The organism is Desulfosporosinus paludis, from assembly GCF_045689965.1.
GTDB classification, from domain to species: Bacteria; Bacillota; Desulfitobacteriia; order Desulfitobacteriales; family Desulfitobacteriaceae; genus Desulfosporosinus; species Desulfosporosinus paludis.
Genome location: NZ_CP144211.1, coordinates 4,929,184 through 4,953,638 on the forward strand (window position 1 = coordinate 4,929,184; position 24,455 = coordinate 4,953,638).

Here is a 24,455-nt window from a genome sequence, read left to right on the forward strand (position 1 = left end):
ATGCCCACATGTTTGATACATTTTATAGGCGCTGTCAACTTGAATAAAATTGTTAAATTGTATGGCTACAAACAAATTCCGACATATTTGAATATTACGTCGAAAATAACTGATAGAATTTTTAGAATATTGAATTGACATAAATCCTTTAACTTGATATTCTTTTATCTACAAATGAAAGGAGGAATGGTATGTCAGATCAAAGTTCAAAGGCTCGTTGGGGGCAGCCCTTATCCGGAATCTTAGCTACGGTATCTTTTTTACTCATCGCACTAATAACATGGTACATTTTTTCTTCACCCTTGGGAGTTTTCAAATTCTATGAACACCCTATGATTGAGTTCTTAGCTTGGATGATCTTGGTAGGCGCATGGCAACATATTGTATTTGGTAATTGGCCTTTTGAAAAGCTTAAACCTATTACACGGGGAATTGTGATGACTTTGGTCAATATTGCGGCAAGTTATGTCATTGTTTATGGTGTCTTCCAAGGTTTTTTAGGGAAAGTAATACTTCCGCTCTGGAGTGTTGATGCTTTAGTGGCACGTGGACTTAGCGAGGAACTTGCTGTCGAATATGCCGGCGGTGCTATCGTTATGTTTGTGTTAATGGGTTTTGTCACTTATACGTTTTGGTCTATTCTCTTTAAAAAATGGCCTTGGGGTGGGAAGTTGACTCAGCCGGCCTTGGGTTTGGCTGAATGGGGCTTAACGACGGTGATCACGCTTTTAGCGTATGGTATGTTAATCTATCCCTTTTATGTAGCAGTAGTTTTCAAGCAGCCTCTGGCAGCGCAAGCGCCATGGTGGGGAGGAATTGATGGAGTTTCACACTTAAACTATGTCGTGGGGATCTGGGAGTGGATGGTAGTTTACTTATTTATGACCGCAAATGTCTGGTCAGGCAAGCCATTCCACCTGATAAAAAAACAACCTTGGAGCGGTCTGGTGGCGATTATTTCAATAGTGATTTTGTCCTATGTTACCGTCAAAGTTTTAATATTCGGCATGGGTGCCGTCTGGGGAGCCGTAGATCCGAAATCTGCTGATGGGCCGACCTCCCTGGCTTGGCGTTATTACCACACTGCTTCGATTGCAGGGTTTATGTTGTTTCCATTTTTGATTTGGAATCATTACTTCGACAACTGGCCTCAGAAATGGGGATCTGTTGCCGGATGGTTTGTACGTACTATCGGGGTATATATACTAGGTGCCGCTTCATACTTTATTTATTATATGGTTTGTCAGCCTTTGCTTGGACTTAAGCCGGAACTGTCGAATCATATCAATAAACCCTTGGTCTGGTTATTCTGGGCAATTATTCCATTACTTTTCAATGATTGGTTTATGGGGAAAGTTCCTTTTTATACTTCCTCAGATCAGCATTCAGTCAAGGTATCCGCTTCAAACGTGTCTAAAGGACGTTCCTCTTAATATTCATAAAGCAACATAAATCTTGCTCAACAGTCAATTCACTTGGCTGTTGAGCATTTTTATTGATAAGAGAAATAAGTTATTTGTGACTGAATAGAGTCTATGATGACTTGGGATCGAGAAGAGAGGTCTTAAAATAACTGATTTTAGAAAGATGATCTACGATATAAGTCCGAAATTAATTGGATATATAGGGCTTCCGACTGTTTTGAGCTAATATATGGCAAATACTTTCGGATTGGCATCAAACTTGCATATTAATTTAATTATCTCGATGAGAAAGATATGGGGGGTAGATCGAATTGATCGCGTGGACTCTAAATCCGCGTAGACGGGTGAAACTCCCGTACTCCTCGCCAGAAACTTCGTTTTGCTAAGAGCAAAACATAGGGGCTTCGGTAGGAGGTTTTCTCCTTCGAAGCCCAATATACGTCCTCTATTACGAAGCGTTAGGTCGTTGGAGAAGATGACTTGGGGGGTAGGGCATTGAAGATTACATGGACTTTAATTCAGAAGCAGAGATTAATCGAGCTTAACGCCACTGAAACACAGCAAGACATGTATTTCGAATCAGTTCAAGACCGTGATCGTACGTTTCAAGAACAGGAACACCAATTGGTCGTACATGGAAAGCAGCGTTTGCAGGAACTCCGTGATATCAAAAGGAGACCATCTTTATGTATTCTCGAACAACAACTTGTTTCAGCTTTAACTCAGCGAGGCTTTGTACAAGTCGTTACTCCAACGATTATTACAAAAGGCGCTTTGGCTAAGATGTCCGTTTCAGATGAACACCCGCTTTTTTTCCAAGTATTTTGGCTTGATTCAAAGCGTTGCCTCCGTCCTATGCTCGCCCCCAATTTATATACCGTTTGGAAAGACTTGTTGAGGATATGGGAAAAACCTATAAAGATCTTCGAAATCGGGACGTGTTACAGAAAAGAATCCCAAGGTTCACTCCATTTAAATGAATTTACCATGCTTAATTTAACCGAACTAGGTTTGCCGGAAGAGCAGAGACTGGAGCACTTAAAAGAATACGCAGCTTTGGTCATGGATACCGCCGGGATCACAGGTTATGAGTTGGAAATGACGAATTCAGTCGTTTATGGAGATGCTTTGGATGTCGTCAAAGGGATTGAATTAGGCTCAAGTGCGATGGGACCACATCCCTTAGATGATAAATGGGGAATTATTGATCCGTGGGTTGGCATCGGTTTTGGACTTGAACGTTTACTTAAGGTCAGAGATGAAGCTCAAAATGTGCAAAGTGTTGGCAGAAGTCTTAGCTATCTTGATGGTGTCCGCTTAAATATCTAAGGGATAATCACCTGAAATTCTTGGATGTTTAAGACAAAAAATTCCATATAAAACAGGAGGAAAGCAGTGTGAATGAACAAGTTTTGATCGAGCCCTCCATCTCATTGGAGCATATTGGACGATTGTACAAACTGATTAGCGAAGTTCCCTTTTTTGAAAATGCCAGAATCAGCAGTATTAAGATCTTACCCGGAGGGCTTACAAACAGTAACTATAAGCTGACAATTGATGCTGTGACCTATGCTGTCAGACTCGCAGGAGAAGGAACTATGGAATACCTGAATCGACCCGCAGAAAAACACAATGCCCGGCTTATGGCTGACATCGGCATAAGTGCCCCAATTATTTATTATGATGAAGCGAGTGGAAATCAGGTTTGCAAGTATATTGACGATAGTAAAACATTGCACATTCCAGACTTCAAAGAGAATCATTATCTTAGTCTGGCAGCTCATGTTTTTCGGAAATATCACGATTGCCAAAAAGAATTTATTTCTGAATTTAATCCATTAAAAGAAATTGAGGCCTATATTCAATTATTGGCAGAGAAAAATTTTGAGTTTTACGAAGGTTCTGCTGTAATGCAGGAGAAAATTCAGGAAATCAGGGAGTTATTTAAAAAGAATCCTCCTGTTTTAGCACCTTGTCATAATGATCCTCTGTGTGAAAATTGGTTGGACGATCAAAAAAATTTCTATCTTATTGATTGGGAATATGGAGGAATGAACGATCCCTTGTTTGATTTGGGGGCCCTTGCTATTGAAGCGGAGCTTACTGACGAGCAAGAACGATTTTTCCTAAAGGAATATTATGGTGGGGAATTGACTGAAAAACAATTAGGTTCTCTTATTATTAATAAATTCCTTTGCGATGCCTTATGGTCCTATTGGGCTGTACTTCAAATTGCCATGGGAAAATCAAGAGAAGAGTACTGGCCCTATGGTTTGAATCGTTACAATAGAGCGTACGCCTTAATTCACAATGGGAGCTTAGATCATTCAATTAAAGTAAATCAATAGTGACCGGTATCAATCAGTAAGTTTAAGGGGCTGTAACAAATTTTAACTTAAAATTTGCTACAAGCCCCTTTATTGAGGAAACATGTTTATAAATTCACGACTTCCGAAGAGATAATCCTTTTAGAAATTATATTCCATTAAAACCTTAAAGCACTCGGTTAAGTTAATTACGACTTATTGGAGTTTTACTCGACTTGAAAGTTTCGAATTTCTAAGGATACTCAGGAAACCTGTATAGGAGTAACAGCTGATTCTAAGGCGAACGTTGAGGGAGGAATTCCCTTAAGTTATGCGGTTCCTTGGAGCTGGGTAAAGATTTCGAGATTTATAAGACGTTAGGCCTGAATACTGGCATAAAATTTGCAATAATAACCCAACAATTCCTGGACTTATAAATAAAGAAGGTGGCTGGATGGGAACGGATCAGACAGCAAATTTGGATAAGATTCTGGAAAAAGCAACTCAAGAAATCCCTTTAGAGAGACATGAATTGATGGTTTTATTAGAGTTGAATCAGGAACAAGATCTTGCCAAAGTGTTTGAAGCAGCACGTCATCTCCGGACTCGTTATTTTAAGAACAAAATTTTCTCCTATGGTTTTGTCTATTTTTCGACGTATTGCAGAAATGAGTGCGCTTTTTGCTTATATCGCAAGTCTAATCAATCCCTAGAGAGATATAGAAAATCTGACACTGAAATAATGGAGACGGCTCTTAGCCTCGTAGAATCCGGGGTACACTTACTTGATCTAACGATGGGAGAAGATCCATTGTACTTTACTAAAGGCTTTGAGCCTTTAATAACGTTGGTGGAAAAGATTAAACAAACGACAAAAATACGAATCATGCTTTCAGCTGGAGTGCTTTCGGAAGAAAATCTTGGGAAATTCAGAAGAGCTGGGGTGGACTGGTATGCTACGTATCAGGAAACTCACAGTATCGAACTTTACGATAAACTTAGGCTTGGTCAAAGCTATGAAGAGCGAATGAAACAAAAATATGTTGCTCGCAACATGGGATTTTTAATTGAAGAAGGTTTACTTACGGGTATTGGCGACTCGAAAGAAGATTTAATACGTTCTTTGGAAGAAATGAAACGTTTAGAGGCTGACCAAATTCGAGTGATGAGCTTCATTCCTCAAATGAATACGCCAATGCAAAGTTTTCCATCGGTACCTCGTCTAAGAGAATTGTTGCTGATTGCTGTCATGCGTCTTGTTTTTCCAGATCGATTGATACCTGCATCATTAGATGTTGACGGTTTGAATGGATTGACGGACCGTCTTAATGCTGGAGCAAACGTTGTGACTTCAATTATACCCCCTCAATCAGGTTTAGCAGGGGTATCCAATCATTCTTTAGATATTGACGATGGAAATAGAACGATTTCTAGAATCCTGCCTGTTTTAGAACGAAATGGACTCGTGCTGGCAAACCGTTATGAGTATGATGAGTGGGTTCAGCGACGTCAATAACATTTTCTTAGACATGAGAGGGGCATTGACATGCGGGTAGCAGTAGTAGGAGGGAAGCTACAAGGGCTTGAAGCGGCCTATCTAGCCAAAAAAGCTGGGTGGGAAGTAGTTCTCATTGATAAGAATAATCAGGTTCCAGCTCTAAAACTCTGTGATCAATTCTACAAAAATGATGTAACGAAAATCGTAGAATGGATTCCCATATTAAAAAAGATTGATTTAATTATTCCTGCTTTGGAAAATCAGGAGGCATTAAATAGTCTTGTAAGAAGTGCACATTATGCGAATGTTCCGTTGCTTTTTGACGGGGATGCCTATGTCATTTCATCTTCTAAGCTCGTATCTAACGAGATGTTTGCTCGCTCTGGTGTACCGGCACCCATCCCATGGCCGGAATGTGGCTTTCCAATCATCGTGAAACCATCGGACTCCAGTGGGAGTCAAGGGGTCTATAAAATTAACAGCGCTTTAGAGTTTCAGCGTTTATTTGAAAAAGGGCTTACGGATTGGGTGATTGAAGAGTATTTAGAAGGTCCGTCATATTCCTTAGAAGTGATTGGTTATGCAGGGATTTATAAGGCTTTGCAAATCACAGAGCTTGAGATGGATGACGTCTATGATTGTAAGCGTGTTTTAGGTTCTCCAACTCTGCCGGTGAAACTGAGAGAAGAGTTTGTACAACTGGGGCTGCGCTTGGCTCGAAATCTAAAGTTAAATGGAATTATGGATATTGAGACGATTTTGCATCGAGATACTTTAAAAGTTTTAGAAATTGATGCTCGCCTTCCGAGTCAAACTCCGATTGCCGTTTACCATGCCACAGGGACTAACATACTGGAGATTTTGGGCAAGGCATTTGCAGAGGGAAAACCTTGGGCAGACTTCGAGATTCAACCAAAACAAAGTGTAGTCTTTGAGCATATCCACGTCAGCAAGAACAGGTTAGAAGTTGCCGGAGAACATATCATCTCTAATGCAGGTCCACTCACTTTGTGTAAAAATTTCTTTGGAGCGGATGAAGCGCTTACAAATTTCACACCGGGTCGAACGGAATGGGTCGCAACTCTCATCATGACTGGAGAAAGTAATCAGGAAGCGTGGGATAGGCGTTGTAGAGTTATTCAAGAAATCGTTAAAGAGATAGGAATTGCTCAGTATATAGACCGGTATCCTGCGCAAAGAGAATTAGAGATCTAGAGCTTCGGTAATTTAGTGATGAGTGAATGTAACTAGGGGGAGTTGATCATTTTGACACGACTCAAAGAGGATGACATTGACGAAATTTCAGCAACCCTATCAAAGTACGATCAAGAACTTTTATCCAAGACCGGTTATAAGCTGTCTGAGCTTGCTGCCTATGCAGTTGGTGGAGATTTAAACCAGGCTAACCATGAGTCACTGCAAATTGCCGTGATACCGCTGACTTGTGGTCAGGGAATTATTGGGGGGTTTGCTGACTCTGTGGCCAGCATCATTAATCATCTGGGATTTAGTGCTTGGGTTACTAAGTTACCAGATGCTGGTGGGGTTGCCGAAGCAGTTCAAAATGGTGCAGACGTTCTCTTTATGGCTGATGATCAACGTTTTGTGGCGATCAATCTTCACACGAGAGTTGTTTCAGAAAATGGGGCCGCTACGGGTAGGGGATATGCTGCAGGTTTAGAGCGAATGAATCATGGTTTAAAAGGAGAAGAGGTGCTGATACTTGGAGCTGGCCCAGTCGGAACAAGCGCGGCATTTTCCTTGGCTCAATATGGAGCAAAGATCTCTATATATGAACCGGATTTAGCAGCAGGTCGAACCTTAATGGAGAGATTTAGGGAATCCGGGCATTCATTGAGCCTAGAAAGTGACCTGAATCTTGCCCTCCAACACCATCATCTGATTGTAGATGCTTGCCCAGCGGATAATATTATTTTGCAATACCATCTAAGGGAAGATACGATGATCGCTGCTCCAGGAATTCCGCTCGGGATAGAATTGACAGGTATTAAGCAAATATCGCCTCGTTTAATTCATGACCCTTTGCAAATCGGTGTGGCTGTCATGATGTTTGAAGCCATTTCGGAGGATAGGAGTTGAGATTCGTGACGACAGATGCTGCGAAAAAGAAACGTTACTATCGCAAAAACGTTGATTTCTTTAAGTTCGTTGAAAAAGTTAAACTTTGGCCATCCAGAAGCGGAACTCTTCATGGTATTAAAATCATCACCATTAGAGGAAATATTGCTGAAATCACGACACATTGTAATGAAACCTTTCAGGTTTACAATTCCAGGCACAGTCGCGCGGCTCGTTGCCTTCGCAATAAATTGTTTTTTCAGGCGTGCTCGACCTGCAAAATACCTAAGTGGAAGTTAGAAAAATATTCTTCAACCTACGTTAATCAGAATTACGGTTCTCATTTGTGAATGTTTTCCTGTGAATAATGCTTGTTCTCTTCCAGGGTGAAAAGACAGGCTTTATTATTAAGATCCTTAACAGTGAGAAATTTTCAAAGCAAGGTTGTACTCAAAATGTTAGGGTTAAACTTATCAATTTGAAAAAGGAGGATTTTGGAATGGCTACCTATGCTGAACTGGCCCAAAGTGTCATCAGTGGACAAAAGGATTTGGTAATGGATCAAGTAAATAGTCTTATTGCTGCAGGAAATAGCCCATTAGAAATTGTTAATGAGGGTTTGATCCAGGGGATGAATGTCGTAGGCGTTCGCTTTAAGGCTGGGGACATGTATGTACCTGAGGTTTTAATGTCCGCAAAAAGTATGAGCAGTGGTTTGGAGCTTGTAAAACCGCTAATCGCTGAGACTGACCAAAAAGGGAAAGGGAAAATAGTGCTTGGTACTGTAAAAGGTGATCTTCATGACATTGGCAAAAATCTTGTAGGTATGCTGATTGAAAGTGGCGGACTTGAAGTTATCAACATGGGCGTTGACGTTTCAGCCGATGATTTTATCGACGCGGTCATTGAGCATAAACCGGATATCTTAGCTTTATCGGCGCTATTAACAACGACGATGCCTGCTATGAAAGATATTATTGAATATCTTGAAGACGAAGGTCTGCGTGATCAAGTTAAGGTTATTATTGGCGGAGCGCCTGTTTCCAGAGAATATGCTGAGACGATTGGCGCTGATGGTTATGCCCCTGATGCCGGATCTGCAGTGGCCTTGTGTAAAGAGTTGCTGGCTGAAAAGGAAGCTAAGTAAACAACCAAAACCAAATGGTAACCTGTTAGTTCTTTAAGGAGGTGACCGAACACTCTTTTTTCTGCTTAGTTCTTCAATAATGACAAAAATTTGGAGGTGATTTATTTGACATTCAGAGGTATACATGCCGGTTCCACCCGAATGGATGGCATCGGACTGAAAATGTTTACCAACGATGAGTTGTATGATGTCCATTTAGCGACATTGGATCTGCTCTGGGATATTGGAGTAAGAGTCGAGAGTGAAGAAGCACGTGAAATATTCTATAGTCACGGCTGTATCGTCAATCCTGAAACGAATGTCGTTAAAATTCCAGCACACTTAGTGGAAGATGCCATTCGCTCGATCCCTAAAACATTTCGAGCATGCGGCAGAAAGCGCGAAAATGACTGGCTCAATGAAGGAAATCGGACTGGTTTCGTTAACTTTGGTGAAGCCATTCGCATGATCGACCCTTATACCAAACAACTTCGTAAACCCTTTAAAAAAGATGTTGATGATGTGACACGCTTCTGTGAAGCAATGGATCAAATTATCGTCTATGAAAGAGCCTTGGGCCCCTCTGAAGTTGATCCGGACGTTTCCCAAGTTCACATTGCAGAATCCTTTTATAACTATTCCACTAAGCATGCTTATATAGGTATGAATCGCCCGGAAAATATGCGTGCTGCCGCGAAAATGGGGTATGTGGTTTCCGGAGGGGAAGATAAATTCCGGGAAAGACCCTTATTCTCTCAAAGTACAGATCCTGTAGCCCCCCTTGTACACGCCAAAGGCGCAACGGATACTCTGCTCCAGGCTATTCGCTTAGGGGTTCCGGCGAAAATTAATTCTATGGGTCTAGCCGGCGGAACAACTTGTGTTCATCTCGCCAGCACCTTAGTAACCCATAATGCTGAGATCCTGAGTATGTTTGTTTTAGGTCAGCTTGTAAAGAGAGGGTATCCGATGGTCTATGGAACGTCCACGACGATGATGGACTTACGGACTACCGTAGCTTGTGTGGGTACTCCAGAACTGGCACTCTTCAGCGCAGCTTGTGCAAAACTGGCCCAATTCTATAATATTCCTGTCTGGGTGGCCGGTGGGTAGACGGATAGCAAAGTACCGGATGCCCAAGCAGCCCATGAGTTTACCCTGACCGCTTTATTACCAGCGTTAGCAGGTGCTAACATGATATATGGTCTGGGAATGCTCGAAGGTGGCTTGACTTGGGACTACGCTCAAATGGTGATGCAAAATGAAATGGCCCGTATGATTTTGCATACCATTAAAGGGATACCGATAAGTGATGAGAAAATGGCTTTGGAAGTTGTCCGTTCGGTAGGTATCGGCGGAGAATTCATTAGCTGTGACCACACTTACGCCCATTACAAAGAGCTTTCAAAATCGGAGTTGTTGGATCGCAGGAATCGAGAAAACTGGGAAGCGGCCGGCAGTAAGGATATTGTCGCTACTTCCTATGAAAAATCGATCGATATTCTTGAGAACTATAAGAATCAGAACCCTCTTCCAGAAGATATTCAACGTCAGTTGAAAGAGATTGTTTTAGAAGCGGAAGCTGAAACTACAGAAATCAAGGCGAAAGAAAAAGAAGCCCGCAGGAGGCCTCGGAAGCCTAGATTCTAATTGGCGCATACAGGAGTCGGTGTTACACCGACTCCTTAGACTATTTTACGATCAACGGTTAGTTTTGAGATAGGGTTTCGAATTGAATCTGACTTGCATTCAAGTCACGGTTGACTCAAGAGGTTATTCAAGTTCTTTTCTAAGGTGCAGGAATCAGGCCAATGGAGGGTCTTTAAACTGAGAGACCGCCCTGAAGTTCCCTTGGCAAGGTTCTTGCATATAGGGTCTATTATGAAAATTCAGAAACATGTTGCAAATATAGTTTCGGCTGAGTTTGTACGTCGGGGCAGGGTATCCGTCGTCCTTAACAGTTAAACAAATAACCTCTGAGGTAAAAAGGGAGGGGATAGAAAGATAGTTGTGGATGAATCAAGGCAACGACATTCTCGATTAAAAATGCTATCATTTATGTTGTACCATTAACCTACTATTCTCAAAGCTGTCATTGTCAACTTACCATAGTTAAAATGAAGGAGTGAGCGAAGAATGGGTAGTTCCGACGTTAGTCCATTATGGTACTGGTTCGTGTTTTTCCTGTATATTGCATTCCTAATTTCCGTTGGCTTAAATGCTTATAGAAAGCAAAAATCTAGTGCTAATGCTGAAGAAGAGAGTAATGATTACTGGATCACAGGTCGTAGCCAACCAGCCTACATGGTAGGCATGTCTGTTGCATCAGGATGGATGTTAATTGGAATGATTACATGGATGACATGGGCGACCTACGACTTAGGTATATCAGGTTTATGGGTCGTTGCTATTCCTTGGTTTATTTCAAACATATGGCAATTTTTAATGGCTCGACCTTTAAGAAGGATTAAAGCTATTTCCCAATGTCAGATGCTGCAAAATCGATTTGGACTACCAGCACGAATTCTTTCTGCTCCAATTAATATTTTCTCTTACACGATCTGGTCTGCTGCAGAATTATATGCAGCATCTCTGATTATGGCTCCCGCACTTGGGATTTCGATTGAGACAATGATTATTGTTTATGCTATCCCGATCGCTTTGTACATGTGGATGGGTGGTTTCCGATCCGTTATTAATGCCAATGTTGTACAGTTTTTTATGGGTGCTATCATCTTGATTGTCACGTCAGTCGCAATTTTCTTAACGTCACATGGCATTGCAGCTGCTCATCACACGACAGTTTGGGGCATGCTACAGGCTCAGCCGATTGTCAATAGTCTCGCCTACCCTGTAGATCCTGCTCAACATTCAACAAGCTTTTTCGCCTACGTATCCATATCCTTTCCTATAATTGTTATGTTGGGGCTTGTTCCCGGTTGGGCGGCAGCTGAAGATTTCTGGTTAAAAGCCCAGGCTGCCAGGAGTACTCATGAAGCTCGCATGGGCGGAATTTACAGTATTATTTTTAATACCTTTGTTATCGTCATTCCGGCAGCTATTATTGGAGTATTAGGGCTTATCGTTTTCCCACCGGAAACGAAAGACGGAGTTTTATCTGCAGCTGCAGTTTTGGGAGATAAAGGTGCCTATAATATCATTTCGACCTATATTAACACCTATATGCCCCCATTGCTCAAGGGTTTACTTATATTCTTGCTCTCTGCTCATACTATGTCTACAGTTGCAAATTACAGCAATATTTGTGCCATGAACCTGTCCTATGATGTGCTGCAACCACTTATCTACAAAAAGAGAAACTGGACGGACGAAAGGATCGTCAAATGGTCACGTTTAGTTACAGTTTTCATGATTATCGTCAACATTCTTCTCGCTGAGCTCTACAACAGCCCAGTTTTCGGTGCAACTTTGAATGATGCCTACTTCTTATCCTCAGGCCTATTGACTGCCGGTATTTCTGTGATGTTGTATGTCCTATGGTGGAAACGTGCTAATTTACTCGGAGTTATGTTAGGTGGATTGGCTGGGACCTTAGGAACATTCATTTTCTTCATCCTGGAAAATAAAATTTGGAAAAACTCATACTATACCCCAATTTGGGATTCAATTTTCGGTGCAGGTGCAATGGCCAACTCCTATTTAGGGTATTGTGTTATTGGTTTGGTGTGCGGTATTGTAGGTGTAATAGTGGGAACGTATGTCGGCAAGCCTCCTTCACAAGAACTACTTTCAGCTATTGCAGATCAACCGATCGACAATAACGAAGAATTTTTCTCGGGTATTAATGCTTAATAGCAATCAATTGTTAAAGAGTTTTCTGTTCTAAAAAATGGCTGGGAGTTAGGTCCCAGCCATTTTTTTAAACACCAAATATGAAGTTACCGCTTTGATAGTTTATTTTAGAATTATATCCACATTTATCCTTGAAGGGGTTTGTAATATCATTTAGAATTAATAAATAAATAGCTATAATTTTGCCATAAGAGAGAAGGGCTTAGAGATGTTAACAGTTCATTTTGCAAGGACAGTTCTAATACCGTTTTTTGTCATAAATATGGCGGCAATCGTCATAACGATGCGAATTAAGAAAAATATACGACCGGAGTTCTCGGGGAATCTAAATATCCTGTTTTTTACAGAGAATATTATTGGAATCATTATTTGCCTATCTTTAGGATATATAGGTTTCTTTGTTAAACACTAAAGAAATTATTCACTATTCTCCGAGGGTAAGTATTTACGGATTAAACGACTTGCTTTACTTTGACTGATATCAAGAAATTTTGCCACTTCATAAGAACTTCCCAATTTCTTATAGGCTTGAATAATTAGATTTTTTTCCACATCGCTGACTGCATCGTCAAGTGATAGAGGACGAGGAATTAGGGGGGGAATTGGTGGCAAAGAATGATTTGTACCGATATGAAAGGACTGTGGAAGGTCCTGCTCGTCAATGATTTTTGCTTGGGTTACGACAGTTAAGCGTTCAATAATGTTTTCCATTTCTCGGACATTTCCTGGCCACGAATATTGTTCAAAGAGTTCATAGCATCTCTGACTAATTTCACGTTCCATTTTATATTTCTTGTTGAATTTAGTTAGGATATACTGAGCCAAAGGAATGATTTCCTCTTTTCGTTCTCTTAAGGGAGGAAGAATAAGTTCGAAAATATTGAGTCGATAGTACAAATCTTCACGAAAATCTCCTTTCTTAATCATTTCTTGCAGGTTGCGATTTGTAGCAGCTATCACTCGGCAATTGACTTTCTGAACCTCCCGACCCCCGACCTTGAAATATTGGTTTTCGTGAAGTACCTGCAGTAGTTTAGCCTGCATACGCGGAGATAATTCAGCAATTTCATCTAAGAAAAGGGTTCCTTCATTAGCTAACTCGATTAAACCAATATTTCCTTTAGCATTGGCGCCTGTAAAAGCTCCTTTGGAGTAACCGAACATTTCGGCCTCCATCAGTTCTGACGGAATAGAAGCGCAATTAACCGTTATAAAGGGACCATCTTTGCGCGAACTGTGATTGTGTATATATTTAGCCATATGACCTTTGCCCGAACCGGATTCTCCTAGAAGCAATACCGTCGAATCCACAGGGGCAATACGATTGACCAATTCCATTAATGCTTCCATTTTGCGGCATTGACAGATAAAGTCTGGAATATTTGTTTCTATCTTACGCAGGACGGCAACCTCTTTTTTATACCGTTTCAGCAATTGAGTACTCTTCTCAAGTTCGTGCCTAATTCCTTCGGATTCTGTAACATCTCTCGAGTTTTCAATAATCAGTTCAATATCTCCTTGAGAGTTAAAGACAGGAGTTGCGGTTGTAAGTAAAGTTTTACCTGTACAGGTCTTTTGTTCAAGGGTGATACTCATCTTCTTATCTATCGCAATGGGACTGATTCGTGGCCCCCAATATTTCTTCTCTGAGATTTCTCTTGACTTTTTGCCTATGATTTCCGAAGCTTTGACTCCGTAATGTTTTTCACAGACATTATTGACATAAATGACGATTCCCGCAGCATTCGTGACATAAATTTCATCGTGGGAATTGTCTAATATTTTTTTCAATGTCTCAAAATCAAGCTCAGTTACTTTTGCATCCATGCATTTACCCCCTCATAGTAAGTGGCGTTACATAGTTCTGCGGCAAGATCTCTTTCTATTTTATGTTATTACATGGCTTGATTCAAATCATTTTTGACTTATCGAAAAATAATTCGTTTCAGAAGAACTAAACCTCCTTAATTATGAAAATATTTGTTACTTTTTATAATAGTTTGTCACCTTAGGTCATAGTAAACAATTTCAGCAGAGAACACAAGAATAATTTTGACTCACAAGAAGTCAAGGCTGACTTATCAATGAGATAAAGTGAGGATTAATGGTCGCATTATTAGGAGCTTCATTAGGATTAAGTGTATTTATAATAGTGGCATGGTTTTTGCATTGATAGGTAAAAGAATTTGCAGTCGTCCACCTTACCTTATATTCCCATAAATTAGCGAGATAATGAAAGGAGACTAAAAAATGGCTACAAGAGATGATCTCGTTGCACTAGGCATGGTCGAAACCCGGGGAGTTGTCGGGGCCATTGAAGCGGCCGATGCCATGGTCAAAGCAGCGAATGTGACCTTAATCGGCAAGGTCAAAGTAGGAGGAGCCTTAGTAACCGTCATGGTGCGGGGTGATGTCGGTGCCGTCAAAGCGTCTGTGGACGCCGGAGCAGCCGCAGCGGAACGAGTCGGAGAACTCATCAGCTGCCATGTCATTCCGCGCCCTCATCCAGAACTCGAACAAATCTTACCGAAGTTACCCGTTATCGAAGAAAAGCCCAAAACCAAAAACGTAGAAAATAAATAACCCGTCGGAACTAACCAAGTGTTCCGGACGTAATGAGGAGGGTCAGCATGATCGAGCCCATTAAACCTAAGGTACTAGCCGTCCGATTGATACCCAACGTGTCCCCAGACTTAGCCGAGAAATTAGGCCTCACTCGCGACCAACGATCCATCGGCATGATCACCGCCGACATCGACGACTCCACCTATGCCGCTTTAGATGAAGCCACTAAAAAAGCTGAGGTTGAAGTCGTCTATGCCAAAAGTTTCTATTGTGGAGCCGCCCGTGCCTCAGGCCCATTATCCGGAGAAATCATCGGCATCCTAGCCGGGCCTAACCCGGCAGAAGTCCGGGCCGGAGTTGATGCCTGCATCGACCATCTGGAAAATGAATGTTTTTTCTACACTTGTGACGGCGGAAAAACCGCCTGGTTTCCCCATACCATCTCCCGAACGGGGAGTTATCTTTCCAAAATCGCCGGCATACCAGAAGGCGAGCCTCTAGCCTATCTCATCGCTCCGCCCATCGAGGCCATGTTCGGGCTGGATGCTGCTCTTAAAGCCGCCGAAGTCACCATGCAAGCCTTTTACGGTCCTCCGACAGAAACCAACTTTGGGGGTGGACTCCTCACTGGATCGCAAAGTGCGTGTAAATCCGCCTGTGAAGCCTTTCAGCGCGCCGTCGTCGACGTCGCCGAAAACGGCCTAAAATTCTAGGAAGGGGAGTGCCGCTAAGCCATGGAACTTGATCGGGATTTATGTTCCCTACAGGAAGCCAGAAATTTAGTCACCGCAGCGCGCAAGGCCCAAGAGGTATTAAAAAGTTTTAGCCAAGAACAAGTCGATCGGATCATTGACCTGATGCGCGAAGCCGGAGAAGCCAATGCCGCCCGTTTAGCCATGATGGCTGTCTCCGAAACCGGCATGGGGAATTATGAGGACAAATGCTTTAAGAACTATTTTGCCTCCCGAACCGTCTACGAATCGATTAAAGACCTGAAAACCGTGGGCATTATCCGGGAAGACCCCCAGCAAAAACTCTGGGAAATCGCCGAACCCGTGGGCGTGATCGCCGGGATCGTCCCGACCACCAACCCTACCTCCACGGTGATCTATAAAGCGATGATCGCATTAAAATCACGCAACGCGATTGTCTTCTCGCCGCATCCTTCGGCCGTACGCTGCACCCATGAAGCAGCCAAAGTGATGCTCCAAGCAGCAGTATCGGCAGGAGCCCCTGAAGGGGTTATTGGCTGTATTTTAAACGTCTCCATGGGAGCCACGCAAGAGCTCATGAAACATCCCAGTGTGGCTATGATCCTGGCGACGGGGGGAAGTGCCTTAGTAAAAGCCGCTTACAGCAGTGGTAAACCAGCTCTCGGCGTCGGACCGGGAAATGTGCCCGCCTTCGTGGAACGAAGTGCCGACCTGGCTAAAGCAGCAGAATATATCGTCATGGGGAAAACCTTTGACAACGGAACCATCTGCGCCTCAGAACAAGCCATCGTGGCCGAAGAATGTATCGCTGACGAACTCATCAGCCATCTCAAAGGTCAAGGGGCCCACTTTCTCGACCCCGACGAAATCCAGAAAGTCTCCAAAGTCGTGATGCTCCCCAGTGGAGGCGTCAACCCCAAAGTCGTAGGCAAAGATCCAAAAGTTATCGCCCAAATGGCCGGAATACCCATCCCGGAGCGCACTCGCTGTTTAGTAGCGCCACTTGGCGGCGTTGGCCCCCAATGGCCGCTCTCCTACGAAAAGCTGACCACGGTCCTGGGCTTCTACCGAGTGCCGGATTGGCATGTCGGGTGTGAACGCTGCTTCCAACTCTTAGAGGCAGGAGGGATCGGACATAGTCTAGCCATTCATAGCCAAAACGAAGAGATCATCCGGGAATTCGCCCTTAAGAAACCGATCAACCGCGTCCTAGTGAACACCCCGGCAGCCATGGGAGGAGTCGGAGCCACGACGGGCCTAGCACCGTCCTTCACCCTCGGGTGCGGCACCTGGGCCGGATCCAGCGTCTCGGAAAATGTCACCCCTCGTCACTTGCTGAACATCAAGCGAGTCGCCTGGCATCTGGGCATCCCGAAACGAAGCCCCGTCCAACCCCTGAACTCCGCCTCACCAGCTCCCCTAGAGCCAACAGCCCCACCCCCAGTTGATGCTCAGCTTGTCCAAGACATCGTCAGCCAAGTCCTGCAACACATTAAGGGCATAACATGCGGGAGATAAACTGGGTTGAGTTCATGATTCTTTCCCTGATCCTGTAATCCATGTAATATCATAAAAATCTAGCATTAAGACTAGAAAGCACAACAAAAGAAAACAAATTAAGGAGGGAAAACTTATGGCCCAAGATCGAAGTGTTATAGCTCTCGGAATGATAGAAACCAAAGGATTAATTCCCGCCATCGAAGCGGCTGACCAAATGCTAAAGGCGGCTAATGTCACACTCTGTGGAAAAGAGCACGTCACAGGCGGACTTGTCTCCGTCATGGTGCGAGGCGATGTCGGAGCCGTCAAATCGGCCGTTGATGCCGGAGCCGCTGCCGCGCAGCGCGTGGGAGAACTGCTCAGTGTCCACGTCATTCCCCGGCCACATCAGGACGTTGAGTACATCCTGCCTGTGGGCGACAACAAAAGCTATGGTGAAAAGTAAGACAGGCTACTAACAAAAAGTCATTGAAGTTTCAGTGGAGACTCTACTCCAGTTAAAGACATAAAAACCACTGATGGAAGCAGCGATATTGATAAAAGGAACTTGAGTCGGTATTTAGTCATTAATTATTATTTGATATTTAAATTGGTATATTTTAGACCGATTTCTGATCTTTTGCTTCTAAATCTCTGACTTCTGAAGTGTGAGGTGAGGACTTGATTGTTACAGAGTATGAACTAAGAGCAAACTGGCATAAAACTAAAGCCAAAATCATGACCCTGCCGCCGGGGAGTGTCATCACCCCCTCTGCCCGAGACTTTATCCGTTCCAAAGGCATTGATGTGCGCATCGAAGGAAATGGAAGCTTGGACATCAACAAAGCCAACTTCTCCAACACCCACCAAACCGTTTTGCCTTCGAAATCCTGTGTGGACGACCTGCCTCAGGTCCCAGCGTCAACTCAAGCTCCAAGTCAGGCACAAAACCCGGCAGGCTTCAAACCGGAACATATGACCCATCTGCACCAAGGAGCGTTAACCCCTAAAACCCACCCTATTATCGCGTACCGAGGGCAACTCGACCTCTTTCAATGTGAACTCGTGGAGGCCCAAGGGTACTTTGAACAAACGGGGGAACAAGAACTCATCCTCCACTTGGAGGAAATCGCCGCCTTTGCTCGAGCCCTGATGGTCAGCGAAGTCAAGGAAGAGCCCTTTCAGTGGGCAACTCTCCTCGGCTTAAAGCCTGAAGAACTGCGGGAACATTCCCATCATCCCCAAACCTACTTTGGGGTAGGGCATACCCCCCTCAGCTATACTCACGGTCCCATTGTCGGTAAACTCCAGCATCTCCGGGCCAAAGCCCGCGAAGTGGAACTCTACGCCAATCGAGCGTTCACGGATGACTCAGGAAACTGCAGCCGAACAGACCTGATCCAGGCCTTAAACCGCCTGTCCAGCGCCTTCTACATTCTGGCCTGTCAAGTCCGAGCCCGCAAAACGCCTCCAAATACCTTGATCCAGCCATCGTTGCACCAGCCATCACAGTACCCTCAGCAACAGCCGCCCGTCCACTCACCGAAACTTGTTCCCATTGGAATCTCCAACCGCCATATCCATCTTTCTCAAGCAGACATAACCACTCTTTTTGGAGAAAACTATACCCTGACTAAGAAGAAAGAACTCTCTCAAACCGGACAATACGCAGCCGAAGAAACCGTCACTCTTCTTGGTCCTAAAGGAAGCCTTGAGAAGGTTCGTATTCTCGGTCCCGCCCGCACGAAAACACAAGCCGAGATTAGCGTCTCGGATTGCTACGGCTTAGGGATTAAGGCTGTTCTAAGAGATTCCGGGCAACACGAAGGAACCCCTGGGCTCCGGGTCCTTGGCCCCGCAGGGCAAGTCGATCTGGAATCTGGAGTCATGGTAGCCAGTCGCCATCTTCACATGAACACTGAAGAAGCCGCTGAGTGGAGCCTCAAGGATGGGGATCGAGTGAGCATTAAGGTCGCAAGCCCCCGCCCTACGATCTTTCAAGACGTCTTAGTTCGAGTAAGTGACCTCTACCGCAAAGAGTTGCATCTTGACTTGGACGAAGCCAATGCTGCCCTGCTTAATACCCAAAGCCAAGGCAGACTTCTCAGAGGACATACGGGGGGTACACCATGAATGATGAACTGATTCGAACTATCGTCCGGCAGCTTCTTTCGGAACCGGCCATTCAGGCAATTCTGCAAGGAAGCGGAACCCCGGCTGCCCCAGGAACGTCTACCCCGCGAAACCCCGATGCTCTCGTCCTAATGAACTATGTGCCGGACTTGCCAACGCTCCTCATCACCCTCCAAAAGCGTTGGGGAAGCAGCTATACCATGTACCTTCTCCCCAGCGAGAGCGTGGGGAGGGCCCAACCCAACCTACCGGAAGGTCTGAACTGGATCAGCCCCGAGGATGCTTTAAGCCGAACGGATTGGCCAAGCATCCTCCTGCCCGCCTGTTCTCTCAACACCTTGGCTAAAATGGCTTTGGGAATACGGGATAACCCCTTCACCGAACTCCTCGGCCGAGGGATCGCCCAGGGAATCCCAATCAAACTTGTCAGCGAGCACTTCGGGTTAACCGCCTCAGCCCCGTCTGTCTACCGAAACCTCTATGCCGGTTATCTCCAAACAGTACAGAGCTATGGAGTACGAGTTTATACCACCTTAGCCAGTGACAGACCTCAGGAAAACCAAATGAGATCCGAAGTCATCAAGGAAAACAATCAGAATGAAATCCTCGCACCACTAGAGATCCAACGCCAGCACGAAAAAGAGTCAGTAACTCTCGACCCAAGAGGACTAGGCCAGTCCCTAGCTCAACCCGAGAATGTCCTACGCTTTACGAAGAAGTATCTCGCCGATAAAGATGCCTACAGTTTCCCCGAAGGCTCTAAAGTACTGATCCCCCAAAGGACCGTTCTATCTCCGCTGGCCCGCGACACCTTAAGAATGCGGCGAATAGAGTTATGTCAAGAGAGGGAGGGAGGATTATGCTATTAGCCCGAGTCATAGGCCACGTGTGGTCAACGCGCAAAGAAGAATCCCTCCGAGGTCTGAAGTTTCTGGTCGTACAGCCGGTTACGCTGTCCTACAATGATGAAGGGAAAGCAGAGCTCACAGAACATGGCCATTCCCTCATTGCAGCAGACCAAATCGGAGCAGGAGAAAGCGAAATTGTCATGGTTGCCAGCGGGTCTTCAGCCCGACAGGGTCTTGCCAACAACAACATTCCCATTGATGCCATCATCGTTGGGATTATTGATAAGGAAACCTTTGAAGCGTAATGCTGAAGTGGGTGAAAGATTAAATGGATAATAATTATAACGTTAATAACTCTGATAATGACAGCGAAATAACGCTGAAAATCAATCTTCAAACTCTTAGCGCTGAGAATATTCGTAAGAACGTCAGGGAAGCCGGTGTCGTGGGAGCAGGCGGCGCTGGTTTTCCAACCCATGTCAAACTTTCCGCTCAAGCAGAAATCGTAGTAGTCAATGGAGCCGAATGTGAACCGTTGCTGAAAACGGACCAACAATTGGCAGCTAAGTTCGCTGAAGAAGTGGTTCAAGGGCTTCAGTTAGAATTAAAAGCCACAGGGGCCAAACTAGGGATCATCGCCTTAAAAGGGAAATATTCTGCAGCAATTACTGCTCTTAAACCGTATCTCACGGAAACGATTCAGATTAAAATTCTCCCGGATATCTATCCAGCCGGTGATGAAGTCTTTACCATTTGGTTTACTACCGGGCGACGCGTCCCACCGGGCGGCATCCCCATTAATATTGGGGTTGTGGTCAATAACCTTCAGACTCTCATCAACATAGCTCGGGCTAACAAAGGTGTTCCAGTAACTACACGGACACTCACGGTCACTGGTGCAGTAAATCGGCCCATTACAGTGACAGTACCCATCGGAACATCTCTGGAGGAGGTACTTGTTCTGGCAGGAGGCGGACGAGGCGATGATCTGGCCTATATCCTAGGTGGTCCTATGATGGGAAACTTAGTAACAGATTTTACGATTCCCGTTACGAAGGTTACTGGCGGACTTATCGCGCTCCCCAAAGATCATCCACTCATTCGGCGTAAACAAATGTCTTTAGAGAACGTTCTGAAAATCGCCAGAACTGTGTGTGAACAATGCAGTTTCTGTACAGAACTTTGCCCTCGCCATATGATTGGCCACGAACTTTTACCACATCGCTTGATCCGAGCGGTAAATTATAGAGCTATGGGAGATCTTGCTACGTTAAGTTCGGCCCTGATCTGCTCGGAATGCGGGGTATGTGAAGCCTACGCTTGCCCGGTCGGTATATCTCCTATGAGGGTCAATCGGGCTTTAAAATCTGAACTTCGTGCTCAAGGGATGAAGTATCAGGGAGACATCAGGAAAGAAGATCCTATGGCCCAGCATCGATTGATACCCTCTGCTCGCCTAATGGATCGGCTGAACTTGAGGCCATGGTATAAAGAAGCGCCTTTAGCTGCTGAAGTCTATGAACCATGTGAAGTTACACTCAAGCTTCAACAGCATATTGGGGCTCCAGCTATCCCTGTCGTTAATGAAGGAGAAATCGTACACCTTGGTCAGGTCATCGGAGAGATCCCGGAAGGAGCCTTAGGGGCGCGAGTCCATGCCAGTCTTGCTGGGACCGTGCTTAAAATCACGCCCCAGAGCATCACGATAGGGAAAGGGGGAGCATCCACGTGATTCACGCTATAGGACTCGTTGAGTTTACCAGTATAGCTCAAGGAATAGAATGTGCCGACATTATGGCCAAAACGGCTGACGTCAACATTTTAGTGGCCAAAACCACGTGTCCCGGTAAATATATCGTCTTAATCAGCGGAGATGTCTCCGCCATACAACAATCTGTGAACGCCGGGATTGAGCTGGGGGCAGATACAGTCGTAGATTCCTTCGTGATTCCCAACGTCCATCCCTCGATTCTCCCTGCAATTAGCGGAGCAAACTCCTTGAAAGATATTAAAGCTCTAGGGATCATCGAAACCTATAGTGTTGCCTCCTTAATAGAAGCAGCAGATAGTGCCGTTAAAGCAGGGGATGTCGAACCATTACTCCTGCATTTGGCCTTTGGTATAGGTGGAAAAAGCTATACTATCGTTACCGGAGAGGTCGCTTCTGTCAAAGCAGCTGTAGAAGCCGGCAGCACCGTGGCTAGTGATAAAGGGTTACTCATACGAAAGGTCGTTATACCCCGTCCTTCAAAACAACTCATTGAAAGCCTAAGATGATTTCAATCATTATCAAATGAGAAGATCAAATCTCGATCTAAAAATTATATAGTCAATAACAAGCAGTGAGCCCAAAAGCTCATAATTCGAACCTCGAGCTTCGAGTCTCGAGCATCGATTAAGGAGGTGTATTCATGGGACGATTTATCTCGGCGGCTGTTTTACGTGATATGGCCAAAGTGGATAAGCATATTGTTTTAGACGATGATAGTGTCCTTACCCCCTCCGCTAAGGATCTGGCCAAGGAGTTAGGGATTACAATTACCAAAGGACGGCAAGAAATCGTCAATCAGTGTGCCATTGGACAAACAACAGGTGGCTTGTCAGTGATGTCGGCTCAACCTGTTGAGAAGCTATCCTGTGAAGTTCTTAACTCAGATTTAAAAAAGACGGTACAAAAAATTGTGGAAGAAGTCTTCAAGCCCGCCTGTGAAAATCCCCGTGCGACCCATGTCAAAGGAGAAAACGTCGTTATTCAACCCTTTCCGGAAGCACCGCCAGGACAAAGAGTCGGGCTCGTTGATGTGATAACTTCCCGCGAAGGCAATTTGTGTTCCGGCTTTATGACCTTTGACCATTCGAAATTGCCTTGGTTTCTGAACTACGATGAAGTCGATTATGTAATAGAGGGAGATTTTGTTCTGGAAGTGGAAGACAAGGTCTTCCGAGCGAAAGCAGGTGACGTGGTTTATATTCCGAAGGGGAGCAGAGTTGTCTTTTCTTCGCCGACGTTCTGTAAAGTGTTTTACGCAACCTATCCCGCGAACTGGGCAGATTTTTGCGAATAAGGACTTCAAGTCAGATTGGGGGAAATGCGATGATATTAAAGGCGAAAGTATACAACAAAATCTTTGAATTTAAAAACCTAAAAGATGTGCTGGCTAAGGCTAATGAAGAAAAGTCTGGGGATGAATTGGTCGGCATTGCAGCGACTTCTGCTTCGGAACGGGTTGCCGCAAAATTAGTTTTGAGCAATCTGACGCTGGAAGATATCTATAATAATCCTGTAATTCCTTATGAAGAGGACGAAGTAACTCGGGCAATCTACGACGGTCTGAACCTTAGAATCTTTCAAGAAATAAAGAGCTGGACGGTTGGCTATTTGCGTGAATATATTCTAGACCATAAGACGACTGGGGAGAATTTGGCGCACATCAGTCGAGGGCTGACGAGTGAAATGATTGCCGCAGTGGCCAAATTAATGTCTACGATTGATCTCGTCTACGGTGCTAAGAAAATGCGCATTCAATCCCATTGCAATACGACCCTTGGACTGCCAGGTACTCTAGCTTTTCGTTGTCAGCCTAATCATCCTACGGATAGTGTTGAAGGGATTATGGCTTCTCTTAAAGAAGGATTGTCCTATGGATCAGGCGATGCCGTTATTGGAATCAATCCGGTGGAAGACAACGTAGAAACCGTCACTCGTCTTTTGGATACTGTTAAGAATTTCATGACGAAATGGGCGATCCCGACTCAAAACTGTGTCTTAGCCCATGTAACGACCCAAATGAAGGCGATAGAAAAAGGTGCACCCGTTGATCTTGTTTTCCAAAGTATTGCCGGAACGCAAAAGGCTAATGACGCTTTTGGGGTCAGTTCGGCCATACTCGATGAGGCATTTGCTCTTGTAAAGAAGAAAGGAACTGCAACAGGACCGAACCTTATGTATTTTGAGACGGGACAGGGCTCAGAGGTTTCTCTCGATGCGCATTTAGGCGTGGATATGATGACTCTGGAAGCTCGAACCTATGGCTACGCTCGTGTTTATCAGCCGTTTATGACCAACAATGTATCAGGGTTTATTGGACCTGAAACTATTTATTCCGGGCGGGAAGTGATTCGTGCAGATTTGGAGGACCTATTTATGGGTAAATTGCATGGACTCCCCATGGGTATTGCGCCCTGTTACACCAACCATATGAAAGCAGACCAAAATGATCAAGAAATGGGAACTCTTCTCTGCGCCATGGCCGGATCGAGTTACTTTATGGGAGTACCTGGCGGTGACGACGTCATGTTGAGTTATCAAGATACCAGTTATCATGATGATGCCAGTACTCGAGAAATTCTAGGTCTCCGCCCACTTCCGGAGTTCGAAAAATGGTTGGAGAAGTTGGGAATTATCGAAAATGGGGTACTGACCGAGAGAGCAGGAGATCCATCTATTTTTGATTAATAGGGGGTGAATAAG

Annotated in this window: 21 protein-coding genes and 1 pseudogene; 21 read left to right on the plus strand and 1 reads right to left on the minus strand. The window is 44.5% G+C overall.

Annotated features, from left to right (window positions below; genetic code table 11):
- The first annotated feature begins 191 nt into the window (after positions 1-191).
- From VZF35_RS24510 to VZF35_RS24555, 10 genes and pseudogenes are all read left to right on the plus strand, one after another.
- A complete protein-coding gene (locus VZF35_RS24510) occupies positions 192-1,433 on the plus strand; it encodes a hypothetical protein (RefSeq protein WP_407309002.1) in 1,242 nt (413 codons plus the stop codon).
- A gap of 486 nt (positions 1,434-1,919) precedes the next feature.
- A complete protein-coding gene (gene pylSc / locus VZF35_RS24515) occupies positions 1,920-2,753 on the plus strand; it encodes a pyrrolysine--tRNA(Pyl) ligase large subunit (protein ID WP_407309004.1) in 834 nt (277 codons plus the stop codon).
- Positions 2,754-2,821: 68 nt separating this feature from the next.
- The gene (locus VZF35_RS24520; protein ID WP_407309006.1) at positions 2,822-3,772 is read left to right on the plus strand and encodes a phosphotransferase; all 951 of its coding nucleotides are present in this window, start codon (positions 2,822-2,824) and stop codon (positions 3,770-3,772) included.
- A gap of 412 nt (positions 3,773-4,184) precedes the next feature.
- On the plus strand, positions 4,185-5,246 hold the full coding sequence (gene pylB, locus VZF35_RS24525) for a methylornithine synthase PylB (protein WP_407309008.1): 1,062 nt from the start codon (positions 4,185-4,187) through the stop codon (positions 5,244-5,246).
- Between the two features lie 30 nt (positions 5,247-5,276).
- Positions 5,277-6,443, plus strand: coding sequence for a 3-methylornithine--L-lysine ligase PylC (gene pylC, locus VZF35_RS24530; RefSeq protein ID WP_407309010.1), 1,167 nt, complete (start codon positions 5,277-5,279; stop codon positions 6,441-6,443).
- A gap of 51 nt (positions 6,444-6,494) precedes the next feature.
- Positions 6,495-7,328, plus strand: coding sequence for a 3-methylornithyl-N6-L-lysine dehydrogenase PylD (gene pylD, locus VZF35_RS24535; RefSeq protein ID WP_407309012.1), 834 nt, complete (start codon positions 6,495-6,497; stop codon positions 7,326-7,328).
- 5 nt (positions 7,329-7,333) lie between these two features.
- Positions 7,334-7,657, plus strand: a complete 324-nt coding sequence (gene pylSn / locus VZF35_RS24540) for a pyrrolysine--tRNA(Pyl) ligase small subunit (protein ID WP_407314814.1) — start codon at positions 7,334-7,336, stop codon at positions 7,655-7,657.
- Positions 7,658-7,806: 149 nt separating this feature from the next.
- Positions 7,807-8,454 (plus strand): B12-binding domain-containing protein, encoded by a 648-nt coding sequence (locus VZF35_RS24545; RefSeq protein WP_407309014.1) that lies wholly within the window; start codon positions 7,807-7,809, stop codon positions 8,452-8,454.
- 162 nt (positions 8,455-8,616) lie between these two features.
- Positions 8,617-10,083, plus strand: a pseudogene (mttB, locus tag VZF35_RS24550) ([trimethylamine--corrinoid protein] Co-methyltransferase).
- A gap of 486 nt (positions 10,084-10,569) precedes the next feature.
- Entirely contained in the window at positions 10,570-12,246 is a 1,677-nt protein-coding gene (locus VZF35_RS24555) for a sodium:solute symporter (protein WP_407309016.1), read from the plus strand.
- Between the two features lie 417 nt (positions 12,247-12,663).
- Here the strand turns inward: VZF35_RS24555 and VZF35_RS24560 are convergent, their stop codons facing one another.
- Positions 12,664-14,073 (minus strand): sigma-54 interaction domain-containing protein, encoded by a 1,410-nt coding sequence (locus VZF35_RS24560; protein WP_407309018.1) that lies wholly within the window; start codon positions 14,071-14,073, stop codon positions 12,664-12,666.
- 423 nt (positions 14,074-14,496) lie between these two features.
- Between VZF35_RS24560 and VZF35_RS24565 the strand changes: the two genes are divergently transcribed.
- The 11 genes from VZF35_RS24565 (at position 14,497) to VZF35_RS24615 (ending at position 24,440) form a co-directional block, all read left to right on the plus strand.
- Positions 14,497-14,829 (plus strand): BMC domain-containing protein, encoded by a 333-nt coding sequence (locus VZF35_RS24565; protein WP_407309020.1) that lies wholly within the window; start codon positions 14,497-14,499, stop codon positions 14,827-14,829.
- A gap of 47 nt (positions 14,830-14,876) precedes the next feature.
- Positions 14,877-15,524, plus strand: a complete 648-nt coding sequence (eutL, locus tag VZF35_RS24570) for an ethanolamine utilization microcompartment protein EutL (protein WP_407309022.1) — start codon at positions 14,877-14,879, stop codon at positions 15,522-15,524.
- Between the two features lie 21 nt (positions 15,525-15,545).
- The gene (locus VZF35_RS24575) at positions 15,546-17,042 is read left to right on the plus strand and encodes an acetaldehyde dehydrogenase (acetylating) (protein WP_407309024.1); all 1,497 of its coding nucleotides are present in this window, start codon (positions 15,546-15,548) and stop codon (positions 17,040-17,042) included.
- Positions 17,043-17,157: 115 nt separating this feature from the next.
- The gene (locus VZF35_RS24580) at positions 17,158-17,469 is read left to right on the plus strand and encodes a BMC domain-containing protein (RefSeq protein ID WP_407309026.1); all 312 of its coding nucleotides are present in this window, start codon (positions 17,158-17,160) and stop codon (positions 17,467-17,469) included.
- A 215-nt stretch (positions 17,470-17,684) separates the two neighbouring features.
- On the plus strand, positions 17,685-19,136 hold the full coding sequence (gene pduL / locus VZF35_RS24585) for a phosphate propanoyltransferase (protein WP_407309028.1): 1,452 nt from the start codon (positions 17,685-17,687) through the stop codon (positions 19,134-19,136).
- Positions 19,133-20,005, plus strand: coding sequence for a flavoprotein (locus VZF35_RS24590; RefSeq protein WP_407309030.1), 873 nt, complete (start codon positions 19,133-19,135; stop codon positions 20,003-20,005). The genes pduL and VZF35_RS24590 overlap by 4 nt, the downstream gene beginning before the upstream one ends.
- Positions 19,996-20,289 (plus strand): EutN/CcmL family microcompartment protein, encoded by a 294-nt coding sequence (locus VZF35_RS24595; protein ID WP_407309032.1) that lies wholly within the window; start codon positions 19,996-19,998, stop codon positions 20,287-20,289. The genes VZF35_RS24590 and VZF35_RS24595 overlap by 10 nt, the downstream gene beginning before the upstream one ends.
- A 23-nt stretch (positions 20,290-20,312) precedes the next feature.
- The gene (locus VZF35_RS24600; RefSeq protein WP_407309034.1) at positions 20,313-21,716 is read left to right on the plus strand and encodes a 4Fe-4S dicluster domain-containing protein; all 1,404 of its coding nucleotides are present in this window, start codon (positions 20,313-20,315) and stop codon (positions 21,714-21,716) included.
- Positions 21,713-22,261: a BMC domain-containing protein gene (locus tag VZF35_RS24605; RefSeq protein ID WP_407309036.1), complete on the plus strand. Its 549-nt coding sequence runs from the start codon at positions 21,713-21,715 to the stop codon at positions 22,259-22,261. The genes VZF35_RS24600 and VZF35_RS24605 overlap by 4 nt, the downstream gene beginning before the upstream one ends.
- A gap of 134 nt (positions 22,262-22,395) precedes the next feature.
- Positions 22,396-23,049, plus strand: coding sequence for a cupin domain-containing protein (locus VZF35_RS24610; protein WP_407309038.1), 654 nt, complete (start codon positions 22,396-22,398; stop codon positions 23,047-23,049).
- Positions 23,050-23,078: 29 nt separating this feature from the next.
- Positions 23,079-24,440, plus strand: a complete 1,362-nt coding sequence (locus VZF35_RS24615; protein WP_407309040.1) for an ethanolamine ammonia-lyase subunit EutB — start codon at positions 23,079-23,081, stop codon at positions 24,438-24,440.
- The last annotated feature ends 15 nt before the right edge of the window (positions 24,441-24,455 follow it).